Source organism: Clostridiaceae bacterium (genome assembly GCA_012840395.1).
Taxonomy (GTDB): Bacteria; Bacillota; Clostridia; order Acetivibrionales; family DULL01; genus DULL01.
In genome coordinates, this window is the sequence record DULL01000090.1 from 1 (window position 1) to 20,249 (window position 20,249).

Here is a 20,249-nt window from a genome sequence, read left to right on the forward strand (position 1 = left end):
GCAATCCAGCCTAACATGCCCTGTACTCATTATCAACAGCTTTCGCGGCATAAAAGCTTATGGTTATTAGCTGATTAACTACCGTTTAACAACCGAGGTAATTTACACACTAATTTGGACTTGACTGGACCATTATCTTTTCAATATAATTACTATATAATATACAAAATAATAAGAAAGCTATAAATAATAGGAGTAAACATATGACTAATACCGAAAAAACAAAAATTGTTGCTGAGAATCTTAATTCAAAAATTAAGTATAATCTAGATCGACATGTAAAATCCACCAGAAAGCAATTAAAACAAATGCTAAAGAATTACGAAGATGATCCCTATTATCTTTTTTACGATGTAGCTATATCTGCAATCTCAGAGGCATATATAATGATAGCCGGTACTATTAGAACCTGGGAGAATGAAGGTATTGCTGAACTCCAGGGAATTACTCCCAAAGAATATTTTAGCAGTTTGGAATCAGTAAATGAGATTATTGAAATAATATCTTTTATTACTACTGATATAGATATAATTCTTGTTCCATCTTTAGTTAACAAAATAATAGAACTGAAGGATTCAATATCAGACGAATTATTTAGAATTTTAGAAAACATGCAGGTAGATGAAAGCAAATGCCTTAACAATCAACAGCTGGCGGCTATTAAGATTGCGGGAATATCAGCTCTGCCCAAGTATTTGAACCCAATATTAAATATTTTTACTCAACTTGATAGTGAAAAAACTGACGAAGATACATATGCAGTGTTGACAAGAAGTCTGGTTGATATAGGTATGCCTGCACTAAATTCTATTATTAATATGATAGAGAATAGTGGTCAGAACGATAAACTTTATCCTTTTCTGATTGATGTAGTTGCAAAGATTGGTCATGATAATAAATCAGAGGATATATATAATTTTTTAAAAAAACAATTTAGAAATAGCGAATTTAGAGTTATAGAAGCAAAAGCATTAGCCACCTATGGCGATGGCAGGGCTATTCCTGCTATTAGAGGCTATATTGAGAAAAATCTGGATGAGATATCATCAGAGGAATATGATTTACTCCGCCATGCCATATTGGACCTGGGTGGAAATACCGATGATCTTGATGAGTACTTTGAAGATTATGAAGATTACGAAGAAGAGGATTATGAAGAGATATATGATGAAGAATTCGGTGAAGAAGATTGACGAATGTTTTAGATATATGCTTCATATCGAGGATAAATCAAAAATGAGATGTCAAAAATCCTAAAAACTCTTGATTATTGTACAAGCATATGTTAAATTGATAATGCTTGATTATTAATGATAAAATATTAAAATATTTAAAAAAATAATTAATGGATTAAAAATTAAGAGATTAATTATTGCTAATAATTGATATTTGCAGTAATTTGCAGTATAAGTTATAAAATTTGCAATATAAGTTGTTTGAAGCAGAAAATTTAATAGTAAACGTGCCTTATCAAGAGAGGTGGAGGGACTGAGCCCAATGAAACCCGGCAACCGGCTTACATTGCACGGTGCCAATTCCTGCAGGATAGAATTATTCTGATAGATAAGGAGATGCAAGTAAGCCTCTTCTTAATGCAGAAGGGGTTTTTTATTAAAATTATAACCAAACATTTATTTGGTACATTTAGAAAACATATTTAAGAAATTGCTTTATTTTATCAAAAATATGATATAAGGAGTTATAAAAAGAAAATGAATAGAAAACTATTTACATCAGAGTCAGTTACTGAAGGACATCCTGATAAAATTTGTGATCAAATATCCGATGCTGTACTTGATGCTATTCTTGCAGAAGACCCAAAAGCAAGAGTAGCTTGTGAAACAGCAGTAACTACAGGTCTTGTGCTGGTTATGGGCGAAATAACCACTTGCTGCTATGTAGATATACCTAAAATAGCAAGGAATACAATCAGAGAAATAGGATATAACAGGGCAAAATACGGATTTGACAGTGATACCTGTGCAGTACTTACTTCTATTGATGAACAGTCGCCAGATATAGCTATGGGAGTTGATAAAGCACTTGAAGCAAGAGAGGGAGAATTGACCAATGATCAGATAAATGCCATTGGAGCAGGAGACCAGGGAATGATGTTTGGATTTGCCTGTGATGAAACTCCCGAATTAATGCCAATGCCTATTTCCCTTGCCCACAAGTTGACAAAAAGGCTGAGTGTTGTACGAAAAAGTGGAATTCTTGATTATCTGAGGCCTGACGGTAAATCCCAGGTTACTGTGGAATATGATGGACAAAAGCCAGTTCGAGTTGATACCATAGTTATTTCTACCCAGCATAGTAATGACGTGGAATGTGCCAGAATAAAAGATGATATTATTGAAACTGTGATAAAGCAAGTAATACCTCAGGAGTTAATTGATAATAAAACCAGAATTCTGGTAAACCCAACTGGAAGGTTTATCATCGGAGGTCCTCAGGGAGATTCAGGTCTGACAGGCAGGAAAATTATTGTAGATACTTACGGAGGGTATGCACGTCATGGAGGAGGGGCTTTTTCAGGAAAAGATCCCACCAAGGTTGACCGTTCTGCCTCCTATGCCGCAAGATATGTTGCTAAAAATATTATAGCAGCAGGTTTGGCAAAAAAATGTGAAATACAGATATCATATGCCATCGGAGTTGCTAAGCCAATATCTGTTATGGTTGATACCTTTGGGACAGGCATAATATCTGATGAAAAAATAGTAGAATTAATTAGGGCAAACTTTGATTTAAGGCCTGCCGGTATAATTGAAATGCTGAATCTAAGAAGGCCAATATACAAAAAAACCGCCACATACGGCCATTTTGGAAGAAACGATGAAGATTTTACCTGGGAAAAGACTGATAAGGCCGAGATACTGAGGAAAGAAGCCGAAAAGATTTAAAAAAATTGTTAAGAACTTCTTCCTATGTCCCTTCATAGAATTATAGAAGAAGCATAGGAGGAGGTTTTTTTATGCTTAGGACTATTTTTGATGCTTTTACATATCTTATAGCAATTTTTGTAGTTGTTCTTGGAGCTGCAACCCTAGTAAACATACTAATCAGCTCGTTGCAATTTCGCAAGAGGAAAAGGCATCCCGGTGTCAGAATGGCTTTAATTGTTAAAAATGCTGAAGACGTCATCGAAGGAACGGTAAGAGACATTATAATTGATGATTATTTGGGAAAAACAATAACAGACGGTATATTAACAATTATAGATATGGGATCTGGCGACAGGACTTTAGAAATATTGCACAAGTTAAGATATGAGTATGGGAGCCTTGACATTATAGATGGAAAAGAAAGGGAAAAAATTTTCAATATCTTTTCATAGATTTTCTTTTCATATATACTAAAAAGGACACGAAAAAAGATTTTTGTGAAATATAGCAATTTAAAGCACAAGAATTTTGAAAATATATGGAATTAAGGGGAAAGTCTTGGCCACAGTAGAGGGAATTATCGAAGATATTGTTTATACAAATGAAGTAAACGGTTATACTGTCTGTGATATAGCTTGCGGTAAAGATATAATAACTGCAGTTGGTTATCTGCCTTTTGTAAATGTAGGAGAAACACTTAGAATAACAGGAAAATGGGTTATGCATCCTGATTACGGCAAGCAGCTTAAGGTTGAGTATTACGAGAAAATTTACCCTCAGACTGTTGAAGATATAAAAAGATATCTAGCCTCCGGAATTATAAAAGGAGTTGGCCCTGCAACTGCGGAAAAAATTGTAAATAGATTCAAAGAAGAAACTCTTGACGTTATTAGATTCAGACCTTCCTTACTTGCCGAAATAAAAGGAATAAGTCTCGAAAAGGCCGAAAGTATTGGACAAGCCTTTGAAGAACAAAGAGCCTTAACCAACATAGTGATGTTCCTTCAGAATTATGGAATAAATGCCGCTTGTTCTGCCAAGATATACAGGGTATTAGGAGACAATACAATAGAAAAAATTAAATCAAACCCATATATACTTGTCAATCGGGATTTTGCAATTAACTTTAAGGTTGCCGATAAAATTGCGATGAGTTTGGGAATAGATCCTTTATCTAAAAACAGAATAACAAGCTGCATAAAATATGTATTGGCTCAGGCTGCATATGATGGACATACTTATCTTCCAAGGGATATCCTTGAAGAAAATGTAATCAGACTTCTTGGAATTGGTATGGAAAATTCAGAAAATTCTCTTCAGAGAAACGGCAAATCGGAAATCGACAATGGCTTAATATCGCTTGTACTTGATAAAGAAGTGTATATTGAAAAAGATGAAGACCGCCAGAGAATATATCTGAGCAACTTATACCTGGCTGAATTGGGAGTATGTAAAAGGATTTTAGAGCTGGCATCAACATCTTTCAATATGGAAACAAAAGTATTGGAAGATACCATTGAAGAAATCCAGAGAGAAGAAAATATATTTTTTGCTGAAATGCAGAAAGTGGCTATAAAGGAAGCTCTTTCAAGAGGGGCTCTTGTAATTACGGGAGGTCCCGGCACAGGAAAGACAACAATTATTAAATGCATAATAAAAATATTTAATAAAATGGGATATAAAGTAGCTCTGGCAGCACCTACAGGCAGAGCGGCAAAAAGGATGGCAGAAGCTTCGGGTTATGAAGCCAAAACCATTCACAGGCTTCTGGAAGTTGGTTATGCAGAAAATGAAAGTGAGCTTACTTTTACAAGAAATGAATATAATCCTATTGAGGCAGATGTAATAATAGTGGATGAAATGTCCATGGTTGATATCCTTATAATGGATTATCTATTGAGAGCTATTGCTGCAGGAGCAAGGCTCATTATGTGCGGAGATGTGGACCAGCTTCCTTCGGTAGGGCCTGGTAATGTACTAAAAGATATTATCTCCAGCGGAGCTGTAAAAACCGTTAGATTAAACGAAATATTCAGACAAGCAGAAGAGAGCATGATTACTGTAAATGCTCACAGAATCAATAAAGGATTGCAACCCTATCTTAATGTAAGGGAAAAAGATTTTTTCTTTATAAATAGAAACAATGGAGATGACATAGTAAATACAATAATTGATTTATGTAAATATAGGCTTCCTCAAAAATACGGTTATGACCCAATGACACATATCCAAGTATTAACTCCGATGAGAAAGGGCCCTCTGGGCAGTATATCCCTTAACAAGATACTCCAGGAAGTACTTAATCCCGGTCACAGAAATAAAAAGGAAAAGGCTTTCGGGAAATTTGTATTCCGGGAAGGCGATAAGGTAATGCAAATAAGAAATAATTATTCTCTTAAATGGGAAAAAATATCAACTTCCGGTTCTGGAGATTCATTGGAAGGCGCAGGTGTATTTAACGGAGACGGGGGAGTAATTGGTGAAATTGATGAAGAAGAACAAACCATAATTGTTGTTTTTGACGACGAGCGTATTGTAAAATATGATTACACTATGCTGGATGAAATAGAACCAGCCTTTTCGATAACTGTCCACAAAAGCCAGGGAAGCGAATTCCCTGTAGTTATAATTCCTGTATTTCCGGGACCCAAGGTACTTATGACCAGAAACCTTTTATATACTGCAATTACCAGGGCAAAAGAACTAGTGGTAATTGTAGGGGGAGAAGAAGCCTTGAATGAAATGATAAAAAATGAAAGAGAAACCCTGAGATATTCACATCTTGGGTTTAAACTTTCCAGCTTTGACAGCTGCGTTTAGAAAGGGCTGAAACAGGTTTGTTTAAAGATGTGGCAGAATATTTTATAAGAATTATTTTTCCACCCAGATGCATATTTTGCGGAAAGCCTTTAGATATAAAAACCAGGTTGGAAATATGCAGTTTGTGTTATAACAGTATTCCCTTTGTCAGTGAACAGTATTGTGAACAAAAACTAATGGCATTTGCAAAGAATAGCATCGATCGAATAATATGTCTATGCAAATACTCAGGTATTATAAAATCTTCACTAATCAGGTTTAAATTCTATAATAAACCTGGCTACTACAGGACTTTTGCCAGGCTGCTTGCTGAAAGAATTCAGAATATGACGGATTTAAATAATATTGATATAATTATAAGTGTACCTCTCCATAAAAGAAAGAAAAACGAAAGGGGATATAACCAATCACTCCTTATATCCAGGCGATTGGCAAAGGAGCTTGGAATTGCAGAAATGTCCCGGCTGTTGGAAAGAACAAAAAATACCCGTAGCCAAAGTTTATTGAAAAATCGGAATGAAAGATATCTAAATGTTAAAGATGCTTTTTTAGTAAATAATTCTGAGCAAATAATTAATAAAACAGTATTATTGATCGATGATATATGTACAACGGGTTTTACACTTGAAGAATGTGCGGGGGCTTTAAAGAAAGCTGGAGCGGCAAAAGTAATTGGGGCTGTAATTGCAGGCTAATAGTACCGATAATTTTATATATACATACTATTTACTTTATAGTTGTTTAACGGCAATGTAATATAACCAGGGGACGAAAAAGTAAGAAAGTGGGGGTGTGTTTATAATGTTAAATATAAGAAATTGCCGCAGATGCGGTAAATTATTTAATTTGGTAGGAGATCCTCCTCTTTGCCAGGAGTGTAGAAAAATTGAAGAGGAAGATTTTAAGAGATTAAAAGAATATTTGTTTAACAATCCTGGCGCCACTTTATCCCAGGTTTCCCTGGAATTAGACATTAGTATAGAAAGAATAAAGAGATACTTAAGGGAAGGGAGACTGGAGATAGCAGGAAATAGCGACAGCTTCTTGTTAGAGTGCGAAAACTGTGGTGCGCCTATAAAGTCGGGTAGATTCTGTAAAGACTGTTTATCTGACTTAACCACAGAACTAAAGAAGGTATCACGTGAAATCAGTGGCTCAATTACCAATAAGGCTGATCCTAAAGAGAATCATAATATTAAATATTTATATAAAGATGAAAGAAAAAAGTAACTGTTAAGAATTTCTTCGGAAATACCGATAGTATTATCAAGAAATAAACATGATGGTTTAAATATGATATTTTATGTAGTTAAAAAATATACCGTGTTATTTTAGGAAATAAATATAATAGCTAATATTAACGTTTTAAAATTGTTAATAAATAAAAAATAATGAATTAAGTGTACAGTGTTACTAATAAAATAAAGTTAAATATATAGTGTCATTAAGAAATAAATATATTTGAGTGGTGGTTTTATGAAAATATGGGAAGGTGTACCCCGAATATTGGGGATATATGACAAACAAAAAAGTATTAACAAAGTTGAGAGTACTACTCCGACATCTGCCAAGAAGGATGTAGTATCCATATCTGGTCAGGCAAAAGACTATCAGATTATTAAGAAAGCACTGGAGAATGTTCCTGATATAAGACATGAAAAAATCGAACAGTTAGCAAGAAAGTATAATTCTGCAGGTTATAGGGTAGATGGAAGGGATGTTGCAGATAAAATGCTTAAATCTTTCATTGACAAGAAGATCTGAAAGGAGGATATATGTATACCGGGTTTATTTCAAAACTAGCGGATATACTTGAGCAGGAAAGAGCCATCTACCAGGATATCCTTAAAATGTCCAAGGAAAAAACCAATGTTATTATTGAGGGAAGAGTATCCGACTTGGAGAGAATAGTCAGCAGCGAACAATCTTTGATTGTTCAATTGGGAAAACTGGAAGAACTCAGAGAAAACCTTATATCGGAAATTTCATCATACCTGAATATACCTCCTCAGGATTTAAAAATAAGTGATATAATAGTTCATGTTGATGAGGAGCAGGCAGAAAGGTTAAGAATTTGTAAGAAAGGAATAGAAGGTACGTTAAATGAATTAATGAACGTGAATGATCTGAATTCAAAACTCATTAAGAATTCTTTGGAGTATATTGATTTTTCGATAAATATTCTTTCAAGACTGGATACAGGCATTAACAGTTATGGAAGCACAGGTCATGTAAATCCTTCAGGCAAAAGGAATTTTCTTGATATAAAACTCTGATTAACAAATAAAAATTTGGGGGAAAAACGATGGCATCTGGTTTTGGCAGTTATGAGATAGCCAGGTCCGGGCTTATTGCCAATGAGCGGGCTCTATATGTGACAGGGCATAATATTTCTAATGTCAATACTCCGGGTTATGTGCGGCAGCAGGCCGTGATGACTGAAAAAATAGGACCTGCTGTATATGGAAGAAACGGAGGAATATATAGATTAGGACTGGGCGCGGATATCCAGGAAATCAGGCAAATTCGCCATGCTTTTCTGGATAATATATACAGGCGGGAAATCATGGAACTTGGATATTGGGAGTCCAGAAATAAGACATTGTCCGATATACAGGCAATTCTTGGAGAGCCTATAGATGAAGGGCTTCAGAATGCTATGAACGAATTTTTTAATGCCTGGCATGAACTTTCAAAGGAACCAGAGAGCCTGACTGTAAGAGCCCTATTAGTACAAAAGGCTGAGAATCTTGTTCATCTGATAAATCATACGGGGGAGCAGTTAGACAGACTCCAGAACAATATAAATACAGAGATAGTTTTACGGGTTGATGAAATAAATAATATAACCAGACAAATTGCTGAATTAAACATTAAAATAGCAAAGTACGAAAATGCCGGTGATAAAGCTAACGACTACCGGGATATGAGAAATAGCCTTATAGACAGGCTTTCAAAACTAATAAATGTTAATGTTGTGGAAACTCAGGATGGCCAGGTTGATATTACCACAGGAGGATATTACCTTGTGCAAATGGGAACCAGCACCAGGATTCTTGCACAGCTTGACGGTTCAGGAGGCATTTTCCACAATCTTGTTCTTGAAGGAAAAAATGTGCAACTTCCTGTTTCCGGAGGCATAATTAAGGGGCTTCTGGAATCCAGGGGAGAAGTGTCAGGAAAGAGAGGAAGTATTGAAAACGGAACGCCAAATGTAATGACCCATGTTACTTACATAATTGATGTATCAGATTCAGGAGGCGTTGACCTTGAGGAAGCAAAGGAAAAGATTATCAAAGATATTCAAGAATTAAATATGGCCGGTCTTGACGTAAATGTTACTCTTATCACTACCAGTGGAAATGCAGTATTATCCAGAAAAACCTATGGGAAAGGCGAATATGACGGTTTTATCCAGGACCTTGGCCTGGTTACCGTACAAGCAGATGGAGCAACTGAAAATTTTGCAGCTGTATTCGGAGAGCTTAATAATATTAATTTCAGAGATAGTGAAAATAAATATGCCGTAGTATTTACCAACAGCAGTATTGATTCTGCCCAATCAGACTCATATGGCAGTATTATTGATAATACTGGAATAAAAATTAATATAGTCACAAGCTCGGGAACAGGATGGGAAGACCTGGTGCATGATTCAGATGGAAGTATATATCCCCAGGATGTGGCAGAAGGAATTATCGGGACAGACATAAAGACTGATGTAAATAAAAAGATAGGCTTAATTGAAAATACAAATAGTATAATACCTGAACTGAAAAAACAGCTGAATGCTATTATAAATATAATGGCAAGGGAGATTAACAGTCTCCATAAAAAAGGAAAAACCATGAACGTACCTCCTCTCGACGGGCAGGATTTCTTTGTGGCAATTAACCCTGATTATCCTCTGGAAATGGGTAATATCAAGCTGAATGATAATCTTGTTGACTTAAATAATATTGCTGCTTCCTTTGACGGAGAAAGGGGAGACAACACTATTGCCCTTGAAATTGCCAAATTGAAAGATAAACCTTTAATAGAGGACTTAACAGGTACTCTAAGCATCAGTGAATATTATCAGTCAATTATACTTAAGATAGGTATGTATGGCGCAGAGACTGAAAGAACTGTAAAGAACCAGTACACACTTGTCCAGTCAGCAGATGATGACAGGCAGTCTGTTGCAGGAGTATCCCTTGATGAGGAAATGGCAAATATGCTGAAGTATAAGTACGGCTATAATGCGGCTTCTAAAGTCATTAATGTGATAGATCAGATGATAGACACTATTATAACCCGTATGGGTATGGCAGGCAGGTGATAGACTATGGGAGGAGCATTTTTTGGTCTTAACGTAGCATTGAGGGGATTGTATTCCTCTCAGAGAAATCTAAATATCATAAACCATAATTTAAATAATGTGAATACACCAGGATATTCCAGACAGGTTGGGATACAGCAGGCTTCCTGCCCGCTACCTGGCTATAATGGAAAAGGAATGCTTGGCACAGGTTCAGAAGTGGTTTCTATAGACAGAATGAGAGATGAATACCTTGATTATAAGTATTGGAGTGAAATTGTTTCCTACGGAGAATGGGAAACTAAGAAAACTCTTTTGTCAGAAATGGAAGCAACTTTTAATGAACCTTCCGATAGTGGATTTACCACGGTTTTTAATGATTTCTACAATTCTCTTCAGGAACTTGCCAAAGACCCTGGAAGTCCATCGGTAAGGGCAATGGTAAAGCAGAAGGCCATAACTCTGGCAAAATACTTTAATAGTACTGCTAGTAATTTTGAGAAACTTCAGGCTGATATTAACTATAGAATCAGAGCCAAGGTGGAGGAGATTAATTCCTTAGCCAGTCAAATATGCCAGCTTAATAAACAGATTTATACAGCCGAGTTGGATGGGAGCAAAGCAAATGATTTAAGGGACCAGAGGACTTTGCTTGTAGATAAGATGGCCAAAATAATCAACGTTGAGGCCAATGAAGTAGTTGTAGGAAAGCTGGCTAACGGTGTTGAAGACAGAAGGTTTGTACTGACTATAGGCGGCAGGGCTATTGTTGACCATTATAATTTTGAAAAGCTTGCCCTTGTTCAAAGAGATGGAGATGCAAAGCTTAATAAAGAAGACATTGACAGCCTGTATGACATAATGTGGGAGAATGGAAACAGCCTGGATATTAAATCAGGGGAACTTAGAGGACTTCTTGATGTAAGGGATGGAAATGCAGGTAAACCTGGTTTGGATGGAGTGACAAAAACTCCTTCTTATAAAGGGATACCCTACTATCAGGAACAGTTAAGCAACTTTGTAAGAATATTTGCTAAAGCTTTCAATGAAGGAATAATTGCCGGAGAAAAATTAACGGGACATGCAGATGGCTATGGCCTTGATCCTGATGAAGAAGGTCCCCTTACCTCTGCAACAGGAATAAGATTTTTTACAATGATGAATGCTGAAGGTGAATATTTAAGCAGCGGAGATTTTCTGGCTCTGGGAAATGATATTGATGAGATATACAGCAATATTACAGCTAAGAATTTTAGTATAAGCAAGGAAATACTGGAAGATTACAATGCAATTGCTGCATCAGATAAAGAAGGGGAGACGGGCAATATTGTAGTTCTTAACACCTTAATTTCCATGAGGCACAATGTGCGTATGTTTACTGAAGGAGCTCCTGAAGATTTTATGAAATCTCTGATAACTGCCCTGGGAGTGGATTCCCAGCAGGCAGTCAGATATACAGAAAATATGAATGCTGTGTTGAATCAGATTACCAGCCAGCGTTCCTCTGTGTCTGGTGTTTCCATAGATGAAGAAATGGCCAATATGGTAAGGTTCCAACATACGTATAATGCTTCAGCCAGAATGATAACAACAATTGCTGAACTGTACGATACCCTTATAAACATGCTGGGAGTGTGATTATTAGATGAGAATTACTAATAATATGCTGATAAATAATATGATAAATTACATAAACAGCAACCTGGGAAGAATGGAAAAGCTTCAGAGACAAATGGCAACTGGAAAAAAAATATCAATGCCTTCCGATGACCCGGTAGCGGCTGCCAGAGCCTTGAAACTTCGGACAGATGTGGCTGAAATTGAACAGTATAAAAGAAATGTCAAGGACGCCCAATCCTGGCTGGATATTACCGAGAATACCCTTGCCAGTATAGGTGAAGTCCTTCACAGGGCAAGGGAATTGACGGTACAGGGAGCAAACGGCATCCAGGAAGAAGAAGATGCCCGTAAGATAACTGCAGAAATAAAACAGCTGCGTACCCAATTAATACATTTGGGTAATACAACCTATGCCGGAAGATATATTTTTTCAGGATTCAAAACCGATAAGAAACTTATAGATGAGGAAACCGGAAAATTTGCCATAGATGTAAACAACAGTGAGATGATAAAGTATGAAATAGGTATTGGTGATGACATAAATATAAATGTCACGGGAGGAGATTTATTTAATGCCGGTAAAAATGCGGTGGCAAATCCGTCTGCCGAAACCGGAGAACTTATCAGGACATTCGATGATTTGATTGCAGCCCTTGAAAGCAGGGATCAGGCAGCTATAGATAATTGTCTTGAACGGCTTGATGAAGGAATGAACAATGTTTTAAGAGTGAGGGCTGATGTGGGAGCCAGGCAAAACCGGCTGGAACTTACTGCTGCCAGGTTGGAAAATGATAATTTAAACTTTATTAAGCTGATGAGCGAAAATGAAGATATTGATCTGGTAGAAGTTTTAATAAATTTAAGAAGTGAGGAGAATGTCTACCAGGCATCTCTGGCAGGAGGAGCCAGAATTATTATGCCTACATTGGTGGATTTCCTCAGATAGGAGAGTATTGATATGAAGCTGGAAACCAAATATTATGGTGTAGTGGATATAGAGGAAAAAAGTATCCTGAATTTTAATGAAGGTATTCCGGGCTTTGAAGATTATAAAAAGTATGTTTTATTGGGAGAGGATCAGGATGAAACGGTTTTCAAGTGGCTTCAGAGCGTTGAAAAACCTGATCTGGCTTTTGTGATTATAAATCCGTTTTATATCAAAAAAGACTATGAATTTGACCTTGAGGAGTCTGCTATTCAAGCTCTTGAAATTGAAAAACCGGAAGATGTAAAAGTCTATACAATAGTAGTTGTTCCTGAAGATGTCTCAAGAATAAGTGTAAATCTCAGAGCGCCTATTATTATTAATCAAAAGAATAATAAGGGTATGCAGGTCATCCTTGACAGAGAGGATTACAGTGTGCGACACTATATTTTAGAACTACTCCAATGTCAGAAACAATAGGAAACGAAAGGCGTAAAAAACCTCGGACTTTTAGACGTCCTGGACAGGAGGCAATAAGTAATGCTTGTCTTAACCAGAAAGAAAGATCAGTCCATAATAATAGGTGAAAATATAGAAATAACAATTATCGATATCCAGGGCGACCAGGTTCGGATAGGAATTAATGCTCCCAAGGATATATCGGTGCATAGAAAAGAAATTTTCTTTGAAATTCAGGAGGAGAACAGGAAAGCCGTTCAAATAAAACCTGAATCAATTCAAAAACTTTTAAAAAAACCTTGATTTTCATAAAAAAACATAAATACATCTAAAGTTTTTATATGTAACTAACGATAAATAAAGTGAGAGAAACCCCGGCCGGGATAACTCAAATAAAAAAGGGGCAAGGATGCCCTGTAATAAAAAAACATGGAGGTATTCATATGAGAATCAATCATAATATTGCAGCTCTTAACACTTATCGTCAATTAAGCGTTAACAACACCAGTACTCAGAAATCAATAGAAAAACTTTCATCCGGTTTGCGTATCAACCGTGCAGGTGACGACGCAGCAGGTCTTGCTATCAGTGAAAAGATGAGAGCACAAATAAGAGGTCTTAATCAGGCAAGCAGGAATGCACAGGATGGAATTTCCCTCATTCAAACAGCAGAAGGTGCATTAAACGAAACCCACAGCATTCTCCAGAGAATGAGAGAACTTGCTGTACAGGCTGGCAACGATACTAACACAGCTGCTGACCGCAGTGAGATTCAAAAAGAAATCAACCAGTTAACATCTGAAATTAATAGAATCGGTAATACTACTGAATTCAACACTCAGAAATTGCTTAACGGCGGAGCAGTTGGCAGAGCTGATGTAAGCGGTGCTACTCTTGAAGGTGGAATAGATCCTGATAGCGCAGTACAAGCTGTTTATGAAATTACTTTAAGTGGTTCTTTTGCTGCTGATGAGAAAATTAGTTTTACTTTAGACGGGAAAGATATCACGGTGACAGCAGGGGCTGCTACAGCTGGTACTACATTTGCTGTAGGTGCCAGTCTGGATGAACAAACTACAGCATTAGCTACAGCTGTTGGAAATGCATTAACTGCTGCAGGAATAGGTGGTGACTGGACTGTCGCTCAAAATGCCGGTAAAAATGGTATTACTATAACTGCTGTTGCCGGAGGAACTAAAGACGGTGAAAATGGAAATGGACTGTTATCTAATGTTACAGGAACATCAGCTTTACAAACTGTAAGTTCAGACCAAACTACACTAGGTAAAGATGAAGTTCAAGAACAAAAAGCATCCGGATTTATTGCATTTACCGATAACTTATTATCTGCCGGCACACAAATTGTAATTAGTGATGAAACATTCTTTTTATATGACAGCAGCAAAGGCCAGGTAGCGCCTAGTCAAGCAAATGTCACTGGAATCGATTTGGCAAATATTGATAGCACAGAAGCTTTAATTGATGCTATAGTAGCTGAGAATGCTCAGGTTGATAATGTAGTCCTCAGCAAAACCAGCACTAATGTATTAACTATCACTGCAGATTCTGCAACTATAGGTACAGCAGGAAATGATATTGTATTATCTGTAACCGGGCCTGCCGGACAGCAGAATAAATACACCGCTGATTTCCAGATTGGTGCTAATAAAGGACAAAGCATGAGCATTGAAATTGCTGATATGCGTGCATATGCTCTTGGAATTAGCAGTCTTGCTGGTACTTCCAATACTGTTACTATTGATGGCGTTGAGTACGAGGTAGCATGGACTTCAGATAAAGGAGTAACCAACGGAACAAATAATGTTGCCGTTGAATCTGCATTAAGTGTTGAAACGGCTGATGATGCATCAAAAGCAGTTGAAGTTCTTGATGCAGCTCTGGCTAAAGTATCAGCAGAACGCTCCAAGCTGGGTGCTTACCAGAACCGTCTTGAACACACTATTAACAATCTGGGAACATCCGCTGAAAACCTGACAGCTGCTGAATCACGTATCCGTGATGTTGATATGGCAAGTGAAATGATGGAATTCACCAAGATGAACATCCTCAGCCAGGCAGCTCAGGCTATGCTTGCTCAGGCTAACCAGCAGCCTCAGGGAGTTCTCCAACTGTTGAGGTAATATAAAATTAGAAAACTTATAAAAACAACCCTAATATTATTATCCTATTATTACAATCAAACAATGACTTATCCTCAGATGTAGAATGCAGGGAGACAGTAAAAAGCCGGAAGAAAAAATCTTCCGGCTTTTTACGATTTGTCTAAATTTTTAATTAGTATTTTCCGATATAATCCACAAGAAGACAATCACGGAGGGATTATATATGAGAGTCGAAAGCACGGATGCTTTAAGTATGAATTTAGACAGACTCGTAAATAATTCTGGAACTGCGAATGAAAGAAAACAAATAGAAGATACCATGTTGCAGAATAAGAAAATATCACAAATGACAGAGTTTGATAAGCAGAATCTTCCCATAGGAGAAAAGGTCCTTATCAGCGCAATTGAAAAAGCGAACAAAGCTTTAACCGGCTCAACAAGATATTTTGAGAGATCTGTGCATGAAAAGACCAAAGATATTATAGTCAAAGTTATTGACTCTGAAACAGATGAGGTGGTACGGGAAATACCACCGGAAAAAATTCTTGACCTTGTATCGAGGTTGTTGGAACTGGCTGGACTCATTGTAGACGAAAGAAGGTGATGCTGTCATGATAGGCGGCCTAAACTTTTATTCTCCTCAATTCCGCATAGGTGGCCTGGCTACAGGCCTTGACACCGACCAGATTATAAAGCAGCTTATGCAGGCTGAGAGAATTCCTTTAGACAGAATGCTTCAGAAAAAAGAAAAAACAGAATGGATAAGGGATGAATACAGAAATATTATAAATCTCCTGAGAGGTTTGAAAGATGAATATTTTAATATAGTAAAGTTTGACAACTATATGTTCTCAGAGGCAAACTATAAAAAGTTTACTGCAACCAGCAGTGACAGTTCCTATGTAACTGCCACCGCTAATTATCAGGCTTCTGCCGGAAGCCATAAGGTAGTGGTGAAAAAGCTTGCTACCGCAGATACAGCCGTAAGCAGCGGCAAGGTAACAAAAGCTCTTTCAGGAGATCCTTCAAAATATAATCTTAGCGGCAAGAGTATAAAAATTTCGCTTGACGGAGTAACAAGAGAAATATATCTGGATAATTATAAAGACCTGGATGATATGATCAATAAATCTGGAACCGGTCTTCAAGATTTGATTAATAAAAGTTTTGGAGAAGGGAAAATTATAGTAGAAAATTCCGGAGGGAAATTAACCTTTAGAGAAGCAGGAGGAGCAAGTTCCATATCACTTTTTAAAGGAAGTAAGAATGATGCTCTGAAAGATATGGGCTTTGAGTCAGGTGCCTCAAACCGGATCAATATTAGCAAAACACTGGAGGATTTGGCTAAGGACTTTGCTTCAGAACTAACTTTTAATAAAGAAGGAAACCTGGTATTTTCCATAAACTCAAAGAGTTTTACTTTTTCAAAAACAACTACCCTGTCCTCCATGTTAAATACTATTAACAGGGATGCTGATGCCGGAGTTAATATTTCTTATGACGAGATTAGCGACAAATTTATAATTGTTGCAAAACAGACAGGTGACGGGGATAATATTCGCATAGACCAAACAGGAGGTACGTTTTTTACTCAGGATGGAAAAGCTGGTGCTGCAGGAATCGATACTGCCAATCCTGTTGATACAGCAAACGGGGGACAGCAGGGAAGAGATGCCATTATTGAAATAGATGGGCAGGTTATAACAAGAAGCAGCAATACCTTTACAATAAATGGCATAACTTATACAGTTCATAAGGAACATCCTGAAAACAGTGATGGAGAAACAATTTCTGTTACACAGGATGTGGACGGGGTTTTTCATATAATTAAAAGCTTTATTGAGAAATATAACGAGGTTATAGATAAGATAAATGCAAAACTATCAGAAAAATATGACAGAAACTACCAGCCCTTGACCAGTGACCAAAAGGAAGCTATGTCAGAAGATGAAATCAAAAAGTGGGAAGAAAAGGCAAAAACCGGATTATTAAGAAATGACCCCATTCTACAGAATATTTTATATGGTATGAGGAGAGCCCTGACAGAGAAGGTTGAAGGTGTGGGTATTACTCTTTCGAGCATCGGAATTACCACAGGGTCATATACTGAAAAAGGAAAACTAAAGATTGACGAGACAAAATTAAAGGAAGCAATAAAAAATGATATTGATTCGGTTATGAATCTGTTCTCAAAGAAATCCAGCATTGACAGCAATATAGATATTACTTCAGAGGAAAGAGCCATAAGATATAAAGAAGAAGGGCTGGCATACAGGCTGTTTGATATTATAGAGGACAATATCAGAACTTTCAGGGATAAGAATAACAAGAAAGGACTGCTGCTGGAAAAAGCGGGTATAGAAGGAGATACCACCGAGTTCACTAGCTTGCTTTATAAGGAAATAAGAGATTATGAAAACAGGATAGCTGAACTTAATATCAAGCTTATTGAAAAAGAAAATAACTATTATAAGAAATTTACAGCCTTGGAAAGAGCTATTGCCCAGATGAATAGCCAGAGCAATTGGCTGGCTATGCAGTTTAATTGGGGAAGTTAAAGAATAGAGCGGAAGAACCGTCTCCCTGCTCCCAGTCATATAGATATAGGAGGAATAAAAATGTCAGTAAATTTATCCGCATACAACCAATACAACCAATATAACCAGTATAAACAGAGCTCGGTATATACAGCTACGCCCGAGGAACTGACCTTGATGCTTTATAACGGGCTTATTAAATTTATTATGCAAGCTCAGGATGCAATAAAAGATAAAAATTTTGAAAAAGCGCATGAAAGCATAATACGGGCAGAGGATATAATCGATGAATTTAAGTCAACTCTTGACATGCAATATGATGTTTCCAAAGGGCTTTCGATGCTGTATGATTATATGAATGAACGCCTTATGCAAGCCAATATAAAAAAAGATTCGGCTATTTTGGAAGAAGTGCTAAACTTCGCAAAGGAACTTCGGGATACCTGGAGTCAGGCTATGAAATTGGCTAAAAAACAGTCTGCCGGAAACAATCAACTAAAATCAGTAAATGCAAAATAAATATAATATGTTTTATTGTACGAGAAGGATGAAAGAATAATATGGGAGCTTTAATTTTAGATAGCTTTTTAACTCAAGATAGCTTTATTAAACTTCGAGAGATTCTGGATAATAAAAAGGAATTGCTTTATGGTATTTTAATCCTGACAGAAAAGATATCCAAGGGTATTGAAGATGAAGATGTGGAAAAGATTAATAGCTATATTGGTGAAAAACAGGAATTAATAGACCAGATTAATATTTTAGACAAGGAATACAGGACCTGTTTTGGAAATATTAAACCAGTACAGGTTATTGAGGGGTTCAATAAGCTGCAGCAAGTTTCGAATCAGGAAATACAGAATCTTTGCCAATCAATAAAGCAGATAACAGAGTTATTAAAGAAAATTGAGAGTATAGAAAAAATAAATAGTATTAACGCCCAGTCCCTTCTGAATAAGTTTTCGGAAGAGATAAAAACAATAAATAAGGCTAAGAAAGCATCTTTAGCCTATAATGCACCTGTACAAGCAGCATCTCCATCATATTTTTTCGATCAAAAAAGATAGGTATATTATCTTAAAGCCCAGGGAATAGGTATTTCAACTTTCACTTCAGTACCTTTTCCACTATGGGAGGTAATAGATACCTTTCCTCTAAGCAAAGAGACACGTTCTTTCATTCCTTCCAGCCCAAAGCCTTTTTCTCTTAAGATATATTTTTCTTTTTCCTTTTTTGACATATCAAAACCTTTTCCATCGTCTTTTATAACAAGAACTATGTTCTCGTTACCGATACTGAAGTCTATGTAAGCATTTTTTGCCTGAGAATGTTTTGAAATATTAGTAAGGGATTCCTGAACTATTCTATATATAGTGGAGGTCATATAGTATTCAAGTTTGGAATCATCTCCTGATATTTTTAAATCCACATTGATTCCGGTGTTTTCCTTAAAAACATATACATAGTTATTTAAAGCTTCTATAATTCCATCTTCAAGGAAAGAAGGTTTCAGATCATAGAGGATAGCTCTGATTTCTTTTAAAGTTGATTTTATGGAATGTTTAATTGAGTCTAATTCTTCAAGCAAATGCTCTGTATTATTTTCCTGCAGATTCCTTTTGCATAATTCCAGTCTGAGAGATAAATTTGCCATGGATTGGGCCGGACCGTCATGTATATCTCTTGCAATACGTTTTCTTTCTTCTTCATGGGACACTAATATTTTTTTACTCAAAAATAACAGCTGTTTGTTCTGCTGTTTGTATTCCTGCAGGAGTTTTTCCAATCCGTTCCTAAGGATATTATTCTGCAAAGCAACTGCAGCCTGGCCTGCAAGAGAGTTCATGATCAGTTCGTCAATATGATTATAAGTTAAAATATTATCAATATAGTTTTTATCTTTGTAATCTATAATTTGATCATACTGTTTTTTCTTATTTATAAGCTGTATTACACCTGTAACATTATTATCCCTGTCTTTCATAGGTACAGAAAGAATGGATTTTGTTATGTATCCGGTACTCCTGTCAAACTCATGGTTATGCACATAACCCAGTTCTGGCGGAATATTATAGGCATCATCTATTCTAACTGATTTGCCGTTTATTACCGAGTATCCTACTATACTTTTTTCAGTTAACGAAGAAAAAGATTTTTCCAAGGAGATATCCATACTCATGTTTTTTGATATGACAAATTTTAACAGCTTACCTTTATTGGAAGAACCTCTCTTGACATAAGAGTACTGGCCTTCCTTTTTATCAATAACAAGGTAAATGGTACCGGCATCTGAAGATGTTAGCTTAATGCTACTGTCTAATATTATTTCAAGCAATTTTATGGTATCTTGCTCCGTTGAGAGAAGACGGCCTATTTTATAGAATTCATTTAGCAGTAGCATATTTTCGTCTTTCATATGTCTCACCTTCATTAATAATTTAGTATAGACTAATAAGTGTAATGATTGGCAATTAATACTATAATTTTTAAATATGATTAAATATAAGCTTTAACATAATAATATATCACTTACTATGCCATATAGCTAGTATTTCAGATAAAACTATACTATTATCC

19 protein-coding genes and 1 riboswitch are annotated in these 20,249 nt (G+C 36.4%); of the genes, 18 read left to right on the top strand and 1 reads right to left on the bottom strand.

Features of this window, described 5'->3' with window-relative positions:
- The first annotated feature begins 203 nt into the window (after window positions 1-203).
- The 18 genes from GXX20_10120 to GXX20_10205 all read left to right on the top strand — a co-directional run bounded on the left by GXX20_10120 (window position 204) and on the right by GXX20_10205 (window position 18,739).
- Window positions 204-1,193: a hypothetical protein gene (locus GXX20_10120; GenBank protein HHW32008.1), complete on the top strand. Its 990-nt coding sequence runs from the start codon at window positions 204-206 to the stop codon at window positions 1,191-1,193.
- Between the two features lie 271 nt (window positions 1,194-1,464).
- Window positions 1,465-1,570, top strand: a riboswitch (SAM riboswitch).
- A 142-nt stretch (window positions 1,571-1,712) separates the two neighbouring features.
- On the top strand, window positions 1,713-2,906 hold the full coding sequence (locus GXX20_10125) for a methionine adenosyltransferase (protein ID HHW32009.1): 1,194 nt from the start codon (window positions 1,713-1,715) through the stop codon (window positions 2,904-2,906).
- A gap of 71 nt (window positions 2,907-2,977) precedes the next feature.
- Complete coding sequence (locus tag GXX20_10130) at window positions 2,978-3,340, top strand: hypothetical protein (protein HHW32010.1); 363 nt, start codon at window positions 2,978-2,980, stop codon at window positions 3,338-3,340.
- Between the two features lie 106 nt (window positions 3,341-3,446).
- Entirely contained in the window at window positions 3,447-5,708 is a 2,262-nt protein-coding gene (locus tag GXX20_10135; GenBank protein HHW32011.1) for an ATP-dependent RecD-like DNA helicase, read from the top strand.
- Window positions 5,709-5,737: 29 nt separating this feature from the next.
- Window positions 5,738-6,403 carry a ComF family protein gene (locus tag GXX20_10140; GenBank protein ID HHW32012.1) on the top strand — a complete coding sequence of 222 codons (666 nt, stop codon included), beginning with the start codon at window positions 5,738-5,740 and terminating at the stop codon, window positions 6,401-6,403.
- Window positions 6,404-6,509: 106 nt separating this feature from the next.
- Window positions 6,510-6,938, top strand: a complete 429-nt coding sequence (locus GXX20_10145; protein HHW32013.1) for a MerR family transcriptional regulator — start codon at window positions 6,510-6,512, stop codon at window positions 6,936-6,938.
- Window positions 6,939-7,184: 246 nt separating this feature from the next.
- On the top strand, window positions 7,185-7,472 hold the full coding sequence (locus tag GXX20_10150; GenBank protein HHW32014.1) for a flagellar biosynthesis anti-sigma factor FlgM: 288 nt from the start codon (window positions 7,185-7,187) through the stop codon (window positions 7,470-7,472).
- Window positions 7,473-7,483: 11 nt separating this feature from the next.
- Window positions 7,484-7,984: a flagellar protein FlgN gene (locus GXX20_10155; GenBank protein HHW32015.1), complete on the top strand. Its 501-nt coding sequence runs from the start codon at window positions 7,484-7,486 to the stop codon at window positions 7,982-7,984.
- Between the two features lie 29 nt (window positions 7,985-8,013).
- Window positions 8,014-10,029 carry a flagellar hook-associated protein FlgK gene (gene flgK, locus GXX20_10160; protein ID HHW32016.1) on the top strand — a complete coding sequence of 672 codons (2,016 nt, stop codon included), beginning with the start codon at window positions 8,014-8,016 and terminating at the stop codon, window positions 10,027-10,029.
- Window positions 10,030-10,035: 6 nt separating this feature from the next.
- Window positions 10,036-11,646, top strand: a complete 1,611-nt coding sequence (gene flgK, locus GXX20_10165) for a flagellar hook-associated protein FlgK (GenBank protein HHW32017.1) — start codon at window positions 10,036-10,038, stop codon at window positions 11,644-11,646.
- Between the two features lie 7 nt (window positions 11,647-11,653).
- Entirely contained in the window at window positions 11,654-12,574 is a 921-nt protein-coding gene (gene flgL, locus GXX20_10170) for a flagellar hook-associated protein FlgL (protein ID HHW32018.1), read from the top strand.
- Window positions 12,575-12,586: 12 nt separating this feature from the next.
- On the top strand, window positions 12,587-13,033 hold the full coding sequence (locus tag GXX20_10175) for a flagellar assembly protein FliW (GenBank protein ID HHW32019.1): 447 nt from the start codon (window positions 12,587-12,589) through the stop codon (window positions 13,031-13,033).
- Between the two features lie 60 nt (window positions 13,034-13,093).
- A complete protein-coding gene (gene csrA / locus GXX20_10180; GenBank protein ID HHW32020.1) occupies window positions 13,094-13,315 on the top strand; it encodes a carbon storage regulator CsrA in 222 nt (73 codons plus the stop codon).
- 140 nt (window positions 13,316-13,455) lie between these two features.
- The gene (locus GXX20_10185; protein ID HHW32021.1) at window positions 13,456-15,153 is read left to right on the top strand and encodes a flagellin protein; all 1,698 of its coding nucleotides are present in this window, start codon (window positions 13,456-13,458) and stop codon (window positions 15,151-15,153) included.
- Window positions 15,154-15,358: 205 nt separating this feature from the next.
- Entirely contained in the window at window positions 15,359-15,739 is a 381-nt protein-coding gene (locus tag GXX20_10190; GenBank protein HHW32022.1) for a flagellar protein FlaG, read from the top strand.
- A gap of 7 nt (window positions 15,740-15,746) precedes the next feature.
- A complete protein-coding gene (gene fliD, locus GXX20_10195) occupies window positions 15,747-17,693 on the top strand; it encodes a flagellar filament capping protein FliD (GenBank protein HHW32023.1) in 1,947 nt (648 codons plus the stop codon).
- 60 nt (window positions 17,694-17,753) lie between these two features.
- Entirely contained in the window at window positions 17,754-18,191 is a 438-nt protein-coding gene (gene fliS / locus GXX20_10200) for a flagellar export chaperone FliS (protein HHW32024.1), read from the top strand.
- A 41-nt stretch (window positions 18,192-18,232) separates the two neighbouring features.
- Window positions 18,233-18,739 carry a flagellar protein FlgN gene (locus GXX20_10205; GenBank protein HHW32025.1) on the top strand — a complete coding sequence of 169 codons (507 nt, stop codon included), beginning with the start codon at window positions 18,233-18,235 and terminating at the stop codon, window positions 18,737-18,739.
- A gap of 5 nt (window positions 18,740-18,744) precedes the next feature.
- Here GXX20_10205 and GXX20_10210 read toward each other — a convergent pair whose 3' ends face one another.
- Window positions 18,745-20,088 (bottom strand): GAF domain-containing sensor histidine kinase, encoded by a 1,344-nt coding sequence (locus GXX20_10210; GenBank protein ID HHW32026.1) that lies wholly within the window; start codon window positions 20,086-20,088, stop codon window positions 18,745-18,747.
- Window positions 20,089-20,249 lie beyond the last annotated feature (161 nt).